A 12,935-nucleotide genomic window follows, 5' to 3' on the forward strand; every position below is an offset into this window, starting at 1 on the left:
TGTGTGAAGCAGCGTCGGCGTCGGTCACAGAGGTTCTGGTTCCTGAGCATGTCCTGCGACACTGTCGCTACACCACAGCCATCGTCAACAGGAATGTGGGCTGAAAGCTGAAGCAGCCAACTGCACATGGCCTACGGCGTGACGGTCTCCGCCGCGCCATCAGCAGAAACTCAATTGATGCTATGACGTGGATATTCGCGGCGGGTCGCAGGACCCACGGATGGTATCAGAACTTCACTGCGAGTCGGGCATTGAAGGCATGATCGGTCGCGCGCGACGCGAGCTGCCCGTCATAGGACAGTCCGATTTCGGCTTCCGGTGAAAGATTCAGCGTGAGGCCGGTGCTGACGACCAACGCGTCGCGGGCGATCGGAGTGCCTGCGATCGAGAACGGCGCGCCGCCGGAGAAGGCCTGGAGCGAGAAGGGGGTAACGTCGCCCGCCGCGTGCCGCCAGCCGAGCGTGCCGCTGATCCGCGCGACGCTGCTGCCGAGATCGAAGCGCATCTGAGCGCGCAGCCCGAGCGTGGCGAAGGCGACGGCCGTGGTCTGCGCCCTGGCGGTGAGCGCCGCGACGCCGCCTGTCTCGGTGAAGCCGGCGCTGCGCAAATTGATATAGGCGAGATTGGCGAAAGGTTCGAAGGTGGCCCGCCCCGCGTCGAAGCGATAGGCGAGCTCGCCGAAAGCCTGCAGGCTGCGGGCGTCGTAGCCGGAGCGCAGCTCCTCGCCGAAGCCGGAGAATATGGCGCTGCGCCGGGTGTCCAGCTCATGCCAGGCATAGGTGACCCCTCCAGTCAGGCGGAGGCGGTCGAGTTCGGCTCCCCCATAGAGGCCGATATGGTAATTATCCGCCTCACCGCGGGAGCGGCGCCGAGCGACCTTGAAGGTCGAGCGCGAGTAGCCCGCCACTACGCCCAGCCGCGCCTCCGACGCTACCGGAATGTCGAATCCGGCAAGGAGGCCGCCGCTCGATCGTGTGAGGGAGGCGGCGTTGCCGTCGCCACGTGTCTGGCCCCAGGAGCCGGAGCCGCGCGCCCACAAGGCAAAGCCCTCGCTCGCCCCGCCCGCTACGACCGCCCCGTGGCTGGAGGCATAGGCCAGTGTCGCGATCCGCGGCGCGCCAATTCCGTCGAAGGCGGCGCGGATCCGGTCCGACACCGCATTGCGCACTGCCTGGCTGCCCTCGATCAGCACCGTCTTGGCCGAGGCATGGATCTCGCCCGACAGGCTGTCATAGGCGCGCCGGGCCTCTCCCTCGTCGCGCAGTTGCGTGAAGCTCAGCCATAGCGGGTTGGCATCACCCAGGCTTTCCAAGCCGAGGGCCGTCTGGCCCTGGTTGCGCGTTTGCGCGATCGCGGCGAACGGCAGATCGTTACGCAGCAGGGTCAGCCTGACATTGTTGGTGTCGTATTCCAGCCTCGGATCGAGGAAGAGGAAGTTGGAGCTGACGTCGTCGAAGCGGCCTTCGACGCCCTGACCGGCCGTCAGGATGGTGTAGCGCTGGTTCGCCCAGTAAGGCCCGTCCTCGCCGATATGGACCACCGAGCCGCCCGAGAGGCGCGCCTTGCCGCTGGCACGGATCAGGTCGCTCGACGAGCCGCCCGGACTGACCTCGACCGCATAGGTCGCGCCATGCTCGAAGCGGATGTCGCCGGAGACGGTGAGCGTGCCGATCGAATTGCCCGGGGCGATGGTCGCACCGGCATGGATCGTGGTCGGCCCGACGGTGCCGTTGCCTTGCAACCGACCGCCGGCCAGGACATCGAGCCCGCCGCCGAGCGCGCCGTTGACGATGAGCGTGCCTGCGGACACCGTGGTCGAGCCGGAGAAGCCGGAGCTGTCGCCGGTCAAGGCAAGGGCTCCCCCGCCGGCCTTGGTGAAGCCGCCGGTGCCGGACAACACGCTCGCCAGGCTGGCATCGTTTCGCTGGTTGAAGACGACCGCGCCGTTATTGGCGATATCGCCGGAGATCGACGCGGCGTCGCCGATCAAGGTGCCGGTGGTAACAAGCGTGTTGCGATAAAAGTTCGTTCCGCTCAGCGTCAGCGTGCCGGCGCCGGCCTTGATCAGATCGCCATAGCCGTAGACGCCGCCTGTCAGCGTTGCATCATGGCCGTTGGTGTCCACCGTGCCATTGCCGATCAGCAGCATGGTGCGATCGGTATTGAACGAGGCACCGAACCGCAGCGCTCCACCCAGGAAGGAAATGGCCGTTCCGCCGGCGCCCAGATTGGCGTCGCGCGAGACCTGCAGGGTTCCGGCCTCGATCAATGTGCCGCCGGAATAGGAGTTCGTGCCAGTCAGGCTCGTCATCCCAGTGCCGGACTGAAGGACGATGCCGGCGCCGGAGATGGCGCCACCGAAACTGTATAGATTCGAGCGGTTGAAGCGCAGGACAGCGTCGTTTGAGACGTCGCCGGCGAGCTCGCCCGTCGTGCCGCCATCGCCGATCTGGAGCGTGCCGGCCGCGATCGTCGTGCCTCCGGCATGGCCAGCGCTGCCGGTCAAGGTCAGCGTTCCCCAACCCTCCTTGACCAGGTTGCCGCTACCGCTGGTCGAGCCGCCGAGGACGAAACGCGTGCCGGCAGCGGTCTCGATCGTGCCGGTGCCGGCAAGCGTGACCGAGCGGCTGCTGGTGATGTCGGCCAGCGTCATCAGGCGACCGCCGCCGTCGAAGGCGATGGCGGAAGAAGTACTGCCGAGATTGGCGTCGGCGACGATGGCGAGTGTGCCGTCGCGGATCACCGTGCCGCCGGAATAGCTGTTCGTGCCGGTCAGCAGCAATGCGCCGGGACCATCCTTCAGCAGGCGCCCCGCGCCGGTGATGGTTCCAGCATGGAGGCTGTCCTGCGCCTGATTGACGGTGAGGTCAGCGCCGGCCAGCGCGATCTCGCCGCCGGTGCTCGCCAGGAAGGCCATCGAGAGATCATGGCCGGCGAGGTCGAGCTTGCCGCCGGTCAGCATCCAATCGGTCATGGTCGGCAGGGCGCCGGCGCTGCCAGCCCTGATCGTGCCGGCAGTGAGCAGGGTGCCGCCCGCCCAGCTGTTGTTGCCGGTGAGGAGAAGCGTGCCGTCCCCCCATTTGATCAGCCCGCCGGCGCCGCCGACCGGGCCGGACAGAGTCAATGTGGTGCCGGCATCCGTCTCGATCGCGCCGGTGCCGCGCAGCACGACATTCCGGCCGCTGACCATGTTGCCCACGGTATGAAGCGCGCCGCTGTCGAATGTCAGCCCGCCGCTCGCCGCGCCGAGATTGGCGTCGGCCGAAACCTGCAACTTGCCACCCGAGATCGTGGTGCCGCCGCTGTAGCTGTTGGCGCCGCCGAGGATGAGCGTGCCGTCGCCGGTCTTCTCGAAACCGGCCGTGCCGGTAAGCGTTGCGTCGATCCGGGCCGTCTCGCCGTCTAGCACCCTGATTTCCGGCGTGGTGATGGTGATGCCGCCGCCGCTATAGCCATGCAGGTCGAGGCTGTCGCCGGTCAGCGTGTAGCTGCCGCCGGCAAATTGCAGCCCGACGGCGCCCAGCGCACCGTTGACGCTGTCGAGCGTGACGGTGCCCCCCGGGCCCCGGAACACGCCATAGCCGCTGCCCCATTGCGTCGGCGTTGCGCCGCCGAGGTCCAGCCAGTTCTGATTGGTGGCAGTCCAGCTCCCACTGGCGCCACCGGCCGATGTTGTGCCCCAGAGCTGCAGGATGTTGACGCCATTGGCGCCGACGAGCACATCGACCTTGCCGCTTTGCGAGGTGTCGACGCTGTAATTGTAAGCGAACGGCCCGGTGTTCGGCACCGTCCCGACGGGGAGGCCAGCACCGGACAGAGTTCCCGTATAGGTGAAGGCGCGGTGGTAGCCGAGCGCAGGCTGAGAGCTGCTGGCAAGATTCAACGTCCCGCCATTGAGGGCCAGGTTGCCGTTGACGCGCGTCGTTGCCGAGCCGACGGCTGACGATCCGTAGCCATGCAGCCGGTAGTCGTAAGCGCTGCCGGAATTGAGCGTCAGCGTGCCATCGACGATGAGGCCGGCGGCATCCGAAGGCCGGAGGGTGCCCCCGCTGTTGACGGTCACGTCGCCGTCGATCGTGAGGGCGTTCCAGCCGGAAGGCGCGAGCGTGCCGCCGTTGTTGACGGTCGTCGCGCCAATGCTGCCGCCGCCTTCGACCCGGCCGCCGCCATCGATGCTGACGGTGCCGCCGAGCCGTCCGCCGTCTGCCATCCGAAGCGTGCTGCCCGTGATTGTTGTCGACCCTGAAAAGCCTCCGCTATCGGCCGTGAGGATCGTCGTACCGGCGCGGAGGTCGATCGCGCCTGCGCCCGATACCGCTCTGGTGAATGTGTAGCCGCTGGAGGTGTGGTTGAAGACCAGCCTGCCGGTGCCGGCACCGAACTGGATGTCGCTGGCGAGTGTCCCCGGTGCGGTCGCGGCTTGCCCGGCAGCCGCGCCGATATTGATGGTGCCGACGCTGCCCAGATTCTTGGCGACCTCGATGTTCCGGCCCCCGCCAGCGCCGGCTCGGCCGCCGTCGGCGACCGTAAGATCGGCGCTGCCGAGGTTCGCGATCGTGAGCGTATCTGCCGTCAGGCTCGACGTGGCCCCGGACACCAGGGCCGATGCCGTACCGGCATCGCCGAGCACGAGGCTGCCGGCTCCCAGATGCGAGCCGTTGCCCCTGATGCTGATCGTGCCGGTCCCGCCGACCGCCGTTCCGGCCCTGATCGAGCCGGCGAGAACGGCGCCTCCGTCGGCGACCGTCAGGCCGCCCTGACCTTGATTGCCAACGACAAGCGGACCGTCGACGGTCCATTTCGCTCCAGCCCCCGTGACCGAGACGGCCGCGGTCGAACCCGCGCCGTTTGCGATCTGAGCATTCGTCGCCGTGAGCTGCGCTCCTGCCGCGAAGGCGAGCGTTCCGGCATCGATCGCCATGTCGCCGCGAAAGGCCGTCGCAGCACCCGACAGGGTCCAGGTGCTCGCGCCGCCCTTGTTGAAATCCGAGAAGCCCAGATATTGCGAACCCAGCCCGCTGAGATCGAAGCTCGCATTCGTCGCTCCGCCGAGAATGAGCGTCGCATTGCTGCCGCCGACCACCTTGCCGACCAGATTGTATCCCGCCTGCAGCTCGACCGAATTGCCGTTGCCGGTGAGGGCAATCGCCGCGCCTTGCGAGCCGGGAACAAAGCCCTGGCTGTCGCCGCCGCGCACCTCTCCGGCGATGATCAGGGATGTCCCGCCGCGCAGCACCTCGATGCCCGAGCCGCCATCTCCTCCGCGGCCTGCGGATGATTGCTCGCCGAGGCCGCCGCGTCCGCCAGATACTTGCGCGCCGTTCTGAACCGTAACGTTGGCCTGGCCGTCGACGAAAATGCCTGCACCGCCGCCGCCGCCGAACCATGCACCGTTGACATCGCCACCGCCGCCGCCTGTCGCAGTCCCGCCCACGGTGATGGTCGCGGGCCCGGCTACACGAATGCCGTCGCCTCCCCAGCCGGGCGAAGCAAGATAGCCGGCCCTGCCACCCTTGCCCCCGAGGGCATGGCTATCCGACGACAGGGAGATGGTCGTACTGCCGCCACTTGTCGCGACGACCTCGATGCCGGCACCGCCACGGCCGCCGTTTCCGTTCGTTCCGAAATTGCCGCGAGCGCCATCCGTCATGCCGCTATAGCCGTAGCTCGAGCCGCCATTGCCCCCGCCTCCGAGGCCGCCGCCGTCTCCGCCGTTGCCGCCCTGAGCGGTCGTCGCAAAAAGGCTGATCTGCCGGCCGTAGAGCGACAGCAGACCGGCGCCGCCGGCACCACCGTCTCCAGCGGAGCCGCCGGGTCCGCCATCGCCCGGATACATGCGGATCGGCAAACAGCCCCGACCTCCCGGAAGGCAGGTTTGCGACACATAGGCCCCCGAGCCCGATCCTCCGTCGCCGCCGTCTCCGCCTCGGCCACCATTGCCGCCCTGCAGCCTCGCATTCGTGGTGGTCACGGCAAGGTTGGGCGGTGGGACCCAGTGAAACCCGACCGACGAAGGGCTGAAGACGAGCTCCTGACCCGGCAAAGACAACCCCGCGGCACCGCCGCCGCCACCTCCGCCGCCGCCTCCACCAGCGCCACCATGTCCGATGAAGGGGTCTCTGTAGGAGTTACCGCCGTTCGCTCCAGTTCCGCCATTGCCGCCATTGCCGCCGACCAGGTTGATCGTCTGGCCCGCCGTCAGCAATGTCCCGTAGAAATCGAGACCGACGGCTCCCCCGCCACCGCCGCCGCCACTGCCGCCATCATGTCCCGGGGCGCCGGCAGCGCCATGCGAGGGCGAGCCACCCGCCGAACCGGACTGCCCGACATGGCCGAGATATCCAGGTGGAATCGACTGGAGTACGGATGAATTGCCGCTGATGTCGCCGCCATCGCCGCCGCCATGGCCGGCCACGCCGCTGCCGCCCTTGCCGCCTGTGGATCCGCCGCTTGGCCGAGCATTGGCCCCGCCGCCGCCGCCACCACCACCGCCGGAATATTCGCCACCGAGGCTACCTGCCTGTCCTGTGGTGGGACGACTGATGCCGTGGGCACCGCCGGCTCCTCCCTTTCCGCTGACTTGCCCCCAGGCGGGCAGCGCCAGCACGAGTGGCGCGCAGGAAGCGGCTGATCCGGCCAGAGCGAGCCAGACGCGCAGCATCGCGGTCGAGCAGGCGAGGTGGCTCGATCTGCGGAGGGGAGGGAACGCGGCCATCGTCTACGGGGTCGCCGGGGCCAGTTCCGCCGCCAGATCACGGACAGCGGTCCTCAGCCCTTCGAACATGGCGAAGTCGACCTTGCTCGCGACGACGAAGATGCCGAGCCTGCGATTGGGCGCGAGCACGACATAGCTCATGAAGCCGCCGATCCCGCCGCTCTTGCCGAGGAGGAGAGGCACCCTGTCCTTCGGCCGGCTGACGATCCAGCCAAGCCCCATCCCCTCGGAGTCCGTCGCCTCGACGCCGACCAGGCGGGAAAGCCCGTCATGCGGTCGCCAGAGCGCATGTGCGAGCGTCCGTGCCGGCCGACCGGCCGCATCGTCGGCGAGGTGCCAGCGCATCCACCTCACCATGTCGTCGGCGGTGGTGTAGATGCCGGCGCTGGCCTGCATGACCTCGCTCGCCTCCCAGTTCGGATCGGGCTTTCCGAACGGGTCGAGGCCGGTCATCAGCCGAGGCTTCTGTGCCTCCGAGAGGCGCAACGTCGTATCTGCCATCCCGAGCGGCTTGGTGATGCGCTCGCCGACCAGTTCCGCGAACGGCTTTCCGCCGGCCTTGCCAAGCGCCTCGCCGAGCAGGCCGAAGGCGAAATTCGAGTAGATTGCGGTCGTGCCCGGCCGATAGGCGGGCCGATGGCTCGACATCCAGTCCCAGTAATACGAGGCCTTGAAGGCCGCGAACGGGTTCTTCTCGTCAGGCGGTGTCGCGGGATCGGGCATCTCGCGCGGCAGACCCGCCGAATGCGTCGCAAGATCGAGGAGCGTGACCGGCCTGTCTTCGAAAGCCAGCGGCGTCTTGCCCGGTGGAGCATAGCCGGCAAGCGGCGCATCGAGCGAAACCTGCCCGGTCGCCGCCAGGGCAGCGAGCACATCGGTCGCGAAAACCTTCGAGACCGAGCCGACGCGAACGATCGAACGGCCGTCCGGCTCCTTGCCGCTGCCCGGGGCGATCTCGCCATATCCGGCAATGAAGCTGTCCTCGCCGCGGACGACGGCGAGGATCAGGCCGGGCGCGCGCGCATTGAGGAACATTCCGACGCCGGCCATCGACGCCGCATCGCGCAGCGCGAGATCGTCGGCTTCCGCCCGCTGCGCGCCCGCGATCGATGCGATCGCAAACAGGGAGCAAAGCAAGAGCCGTGCGATTTTGCGCGCCGGCAGGCATCTCGGTTTCAGTTCGTCGAGGCGAGGGGGGCGGCGAAAAGGCATAGGCGGGGGCGGGTCCGGCGAACGATGTCCGCATTGAGATCGCCCGCCCGCCGGGCGGCAAGCACTGTTCGACGAATAGACATGCGGGTTCGACGAACGGAGCTCCGAGCCGAACTCATCGTGAAGAATCGGTTAAATGACCGAAGATGGAGACCCCGCGAATCGGCCGCGGTGTTCAGACGCCCAGGCGCTTTCGCAACTCCTGCCGGTATTGTCGCGAGACTGGCCAGCGCTCGGCCACGCGATTGAGCCCAATGGTCCAGCGATCGCCTGCGCGTCGGTCGAGGCCGCTGACATGCTGCAGGTTGACGATCGCCGTGCGGTGGACGCGCAGGAACGATGCCGGCGGCAGCATCCCCGTCCAGAGCGCGAGCGGGCGCAGATCCAGCATGGACGAGCCGTCGTGCAGCCATACCTTCACATAGTCGCGCGCAGACCGGACGCCGAGGATGGCTTGCGGCTCGACGCCGATGGTTTGCCCCGGTCGGCGCAGATAGATCAGTGGGGCGAACGGTCTCGAGGCGCCGGCAAGGGACCGCCCGTCCTGAAAGGGGCCATAGCGAGCCAGCGCAATCAGGTCGGCGCACTGAAAGAGCGCCTTGATGTCGGCGGGCGCCCAGCGCCGGATCGCAGTGGTCGCATCGAAGCCAATGCAGGCGCGCAAGCGGCCTTCGTGAAAGAGGGGCATGCTGAGCACGCTCTTGTCGTTCTGCCTGAGCATCTCGACCTGGAGCGCCCGAGCCGGGCGCGGCAGGTCTGCGACGCGGTTGATCATCACCGCCTGGCCCTTCACCAGAAACTGGTGGAGCCAGGCGATCATCATCACGGGCGTATTCTGCAGGTCCTCGACGAAGGACCGCACGCCTTGCCTGCTCCACTCGTGCGTGTTCCGGAAGCGGAGCAACTCGGCGTCATATTCGAACATCCAGGCCCGATCCGCTGCGGCGAGCTCGCCGATCTCGGCTAGCGCAGCGGTGATTGCAATGTCGATCGGCTCCCGAAACAGCCACCGGGCCATGTGATAAGGCCAGCTCGGCATCGTGCCGTCGCCGCATACCGCTGATGGATAGACTTCGTAGACGGCGTCGACCGCGGGAGCCGGATACTCCATGCTGGAAAGAACCTCCTGCTGTCGGCCACCAAGTCTACTCACGGCCTATCCTACAGAAAATCAACACTCTCCGGATTGCTGAATGGGCGTGGTCATTTCCTTTGAGGAGGAAACGCCGCGATCTTCGTCAGCGTACGCAGCTCATGAACAGGGTCCGTGGGCTCCTGGCCGAGTTCGGCATCGATGTCCCGAAGGGGATCACCGACGCCCTGGCCTTCGTGCGACGCGCAGTCGCCGGCGGGGCGCACGAGGTTCCCGATCTCGCCGCCAAGGTGATTGGCACCTTGGCCGAGCAAGCGATCGAGGCTCAGGACCGCATCCGCCAGCTCGAACGAGACTTGCTGGCCTGGTACCGCTCGAACGATCTCGCGCGGCGCATTGCCACCGTTCCGGGCGTGGGCCTGCTCGTAGCGAGCGCGTTGGCGGCCACTGTCACCGATCCGACCCAGTTCCGCTCCGGGCGCCAGTTCGCGAGCGGCCTGGCTGGGACAGACGCCGCTCAACAACTCCAGCGGCGGCAAGGAGCGCCTCGGCCGCATCTCCAAAATGGGCGATCAATACCTGCGGCGCCTTCTGGTCACTGGCATGACGTCGCTCGTAAGACGTAACAAGTATCTCCCCGAGGCAGCGGATCCTCGCGTAAACGTGCTGCTCGCCCGCAAGCAGATTCGGCTCGTCACCGTCGCCCTGGCGAAACGGGCGATCTGGGCCATCATGGTTCGCGGCGAGATTTACCGCATGCCGGCGCTCGGCTCGGCAGCAACCTGAGAGTCAGCCGTCCAAAACTGCGCGCAATCCGCGCGAAGGAGGTTGCGAGGACCATGTGAAATGATGGCGCACCGTTCAAACTGGGGATGAGGACAACCCGCCGAATGTCGAAGGCGTCAAAGCCCGCAAAGCAGAATGGGACCTTATCCGCGGAAACCATCAGGGCCAGCGGTCGGCCGCGCTGCCGCGATCGTCGTCAAGCAAGATGCGCAATTCACCTTCCGGCGTGATCAGGAGAGGTTCTGCTTCGCCCCGAGGCCGTTTCGGTCACCGATGCCGGCCAAGCAAACACGCTGAAGGCGACGGTCGAGCAAATTTCCTATCAAGGCTCCATCGCCAATCTGCATGGCAGATTGACTGACGGAAGTACGCTCGTTGCCTCCGTGCCGCCGGACACACTACGCGGCTTGTCTCCGGGCGCTGCTGCAAACCTCGCGATCAGGGCTAACGCAATGCGTTGGTTTGATGGGAGCCAGTAAGTCTTATGCGATCCGGCAGTTGCTGGCAGGCTCAAACCGTTGCCATCTGCTGGAACGAGTCCTGGCGGACACTCGCATCGGCGAACAAGGCTTAGCCAGGCACGCTTAGCGCCGCCCGCCTCGCCGCGTTGCAAGACCGAATAAAGTATATGCGACCCGTTTTCCGGGTCGCATATCCGGCTCAGCATTCTGCCCCATGGGGCGTGAAACACAGTGGCTTCCTGCTTCGCCGCTCAGCCTTTGCCGAGGCTTCTCGCGACCACTCGACTCAGCCGCTTGGCGAAGCCGCTCGCATCGACAGGGCGTTCGCCGTCCAGGATGCGGGCGGTGTCGACAAGAAGATGAGCGATGTCAGCGCGCAGGGCACCGTCTTCGACAGACGCGAGAGCCGCGACCATCGCATGGCGCGGGTTGACCTCGAGGATCGGCTTGGCCGCGCTGTCTACTCGGCCGGCGGCGCTGAGCAGGCGTTCGAACTGGCGATCCGGCCCCTTGTCCGACGCCACGAGGCAGACCGCGCTGTCAGTGAGCCGATCGGAGGTCCGGACATCCGCAACCTCGTCGGCCAAGGTCTCCTTCATCGACGCAAGCAGCGCGCCGATCTCTTCGCTCGTCTCAGCAGAAGGAGAGGCCGAGCCATCGAGCAGCGGGATAAGACCGAGATCAGCAGCGCCCTGCGTCACAGACTTCAAAGGCTTGCCCTCGAAGTCCGGGGCGGCCGAGGCCCAGAAGCTGTCGATCGGATCCGACAGTAGCATCACTTCGATACCGCGCGCACGGAAGCCTTCGAGCTGCGGGGAGGCTGCGATCCGTGAGGCATCGTCACCGGCGATGTAGTAGATGGCCGTCTGGTTTTCTTTCAGGGCGCCGACGTAATCCTTGAGACTCCGCCAGCCCTCGCCGGAAGCCGTCGTGCGGAAGCGAGCGAGACCGAGAAGCTGTGTCCGGCGCTCGAAATCCTCGTAGAGTCCTTCCTTGATCACAGCGCCGAAGTTCTCCCAGATCGGTCGGAAGGTTTCCGGATCCTGATCGGCCAGCTTCCCGAGATCGGAAAGCACGCGGTTGGTGACGCCCTTCTTGATTGCGCCGAGCAGCGGGCTGTTCTGGATCATCTCGCGAGAGACGTTGAGCGGCAGGTCGGCTGTATCGACGATGCCGCGCACGAAACGCAGATAGCGCGGAAGGAGCTCGGCCTCGTCCGTGATGAAGACGCGCTTTACGTAGAGCTTTATCCTCCCCTTGCGGTCGGCGTCGAAGAGATCGAACGGGCGTGCGCCCGGGACGAAGGCGAGCGCGGTATATTCGTGCAAGCCTTCCGCGCGAAAATGGATTGTGGCCGCCGGCTCGTCATATTGCCCCGCAACGCTGCGGTAGAAGTCGGCGTATTCGTCCTTGGTGATCTCGCTCTTCGGCTTGGTCCAGAGTGCGGCCCCGTCGGAGAGGGAGACTGGTTCGGCTCCCGGCTCCGCGATCAAGGAAATCGGGACGGGCACATGGCCGGACTGCTCCTTAACGACGCGCTCCAAAGTCCAGCGCTCGGCGTAGGTCTTGGCATCGTCCATCAGATGGAGCATCACCCGCGTCCCGCGGACCGGAGCCTCCTCCAACGCCGCGGGCGCCACCGTGAACTCACCCTTACCGTCGGATGACCAGGTCCAGGCTTCGGCGCTATCGGCGCGGCGGCTGACGACCTCGACCTTCGCGGCGACCATGAAGGCGGAATAGAAGCCGACGCCGAACTGGCCGATGAGCTGCGCGCCGTCCTTGCCATCGGCGGTCGCGACCCGCTCCATGAAGCTGCGCGTGCCCGAGCGGGCGATCGTGCCGAGAGCCTCGATCATCTCGTCATGGCTCATGCCGATGCCGTTGTCGGCAATGGTCAGCTTGCTCGCCTCCGGATCGGCGATGATGGTGATCGCGAGCTTCGGCTCTTCGCCGAGCAGTTCGGGCTTCTCGATCGCTTCGTAGCGCAGCTTCTCGCAAGCGTCGGCTGCGTTCGAAATCAGCTCACGCAGGAAAACGTCGCGGTCGGAATAGACCGAATGCACCATCATGTGCAGCAAGCGGGAGACGTCGGCTTCGAAGCTGCGATGCTCGGCTGTGGCGGTCGTTGTCATTCGGATTTTCCGGATAGGGTCCTGATCAAGACGAGTATGGCGTTTAATCGCGCGGTAGCGAACTCTCCCGCGCCGGGCAATTGGGACTCGATGTGAGCGGCGACTGTCTGCCAGGTTGCCGATCCGTCCCGTGTCATGACGGCCAAGAGATTATCCTTAAGCCCATATGTTGCGCTCTCGGCTTTCGCAATGAGGGCTTGAAGCGGTCGGAGGGTGAGATTTCCTTCGATTCCTGAAGACCATCGGTTATGTCGGCTGCCTGATATGATTGTGGCGAATGCTGGGGCTTTCCCTAAGCCTCTCGCCTAGGTTTTCTCGCGATACCGACCGACCGCACGCTGTGCGAGATCGTCCTCGTCGAGCGCGAGAGGAACCAGCGAAGTACCGATATAGGCGAGGTTGTTCCGCTCCAGTTCGTCAGAGCCTGCCGGAAGCGATGGCTTGAGTTCCGCCCACGCTTTTTCAAGAGCGGCCTCGGCACGGGCCAGGTCGATGGGATCGGTCAACGATGAGAACGGCATGGCTCCTCCGAC

General features: G+C 66.2%; 7 protein-coding genes and 1 pseudogene. 3 read left to right on the forward strand and 5 right to left on the reverse strand.

All coding sequences use genetic code 11. The annotated features are described in order from the left end of the window. Positions 1-226 precede the first annotated feature (226 nt). The 3 genes from AC1DNE_RS24325 to AC1DNE_RS24335 all read right to left on the reverse strand — a co-directional run bounded on the left by AC1DNE_RS24325 (position 227) and on the right by AC1DNE_RS24335 (position 9,080). The gene (locus tag AC1DNE_RS24325; protein ID WP_441473190.1) at positions 227-6,715 is read right to left on the reverse strand and encodes an autotransporter domain-containing protein; all 6,489 of its coding nucleotides are present in this window, start codon (positions 6,713-6,715) and stop codon (positions 227-229) included. A 3-nt stretch (positions 6,716-6,718) separates the two neighbouring features. After that, positions 6,719-7,852 carry a D-alanyl-D-alanine-carboxypeptidase/endopeptidase AmpH gene (gene ampH / locus AC1DNE_RS24330; RefSeq protein WP_441473191.1) on the reverse strand — a complete coding sequence of 378 codons (1,134 nt, stop codon included), beginning with the start codon at positions 7,850-7,852 and terminating at the stop codon, positions 6,719-6,721. 250 nt (positions 7,853-8,102) lie between these two features. Further along, complete coding sequence (locus AC1DNE_RS24335; RefSeq protein ID WP_441473192.1) at positions 8,103-9,080, reverse strand: LytTR family transcriptional regulator DNA-binding domain-containing protein; 978 nt, start codon at positions 9,078-9,080, stop codon at positions 8,103-8,105. Positions 9,081-9,181: 101 nt separating this feature from the next. On the opposite strand from AC1DNE_RS24335, the pseudogene AC1DNE_RS24340 reads away from it, so the two are divergent. The 3 genes and pseudogenes from AC1DNE_RS24340 to AC1DNE_RS24350 all read left to right on the forward strand — a co-directional run. Continuing rightward, positions 9,182-9,463 (forward strand): annotated as a pseudogene (locus AC1DNE_RS24340) (IS110 family transposase); the annotation flags it as partial. 58 nt (positions 9,464-9,521) lie between these two features. Then, entirely contained in the window at positions 9,522-9,806 is a 285-nt protein-coding gene (locus tag AC1DNE_RS24345; RefSeq protein ID WP_441473218.1) for a transposase, read from the forward strand. A 242-nt stretch (positions 9,807-10,048) separates the two neighbouring features. Next, entirely contained in the window at positions 10,049-10,285 is a 237-nt protein-coding gene (locus AC1DNE_RS24350; protein WP_441473219.1) for a TOBE domain-containing protein, read from the forward strand. Positions 10,286-10,518: 233 nt separating this feature from the next. On the opposite strand, the gene htpG is transcribed toward AC1DNE_RS24350, so the two are convergent. Both htpG and AC1DNE_RS24360 read right to left on the reverse strand, forming a co-directional pair. After that, a complete protein-coding gene (gene htpG / locus AC1DNE_RS24355; RefSeq protein WP_441473193.1) occupies positions 10,519-12,402 on the reverse strand; it encodes a molecular chaperone HtpG in 1,884 nt (627 codons plus the stop codon). Between the two features lie 305 nt (positions 12,403-12,707). Continuing rightward, positions 12,708-12,923, reverse strand: a complete 216-nt coding sequence (locus AC1DNE_RS24360; protein ID WP_441473194.1) for a hypothetical protein — start codon at positions 12,921-12,923, stop codon at positions 12,708-12,710. Between the last annotated feature and the right edge of the window lie 12 nt (positions 12,924-12,935).

The organism is Allobosea sp. 05L423 (assembly GCF_056397745.1).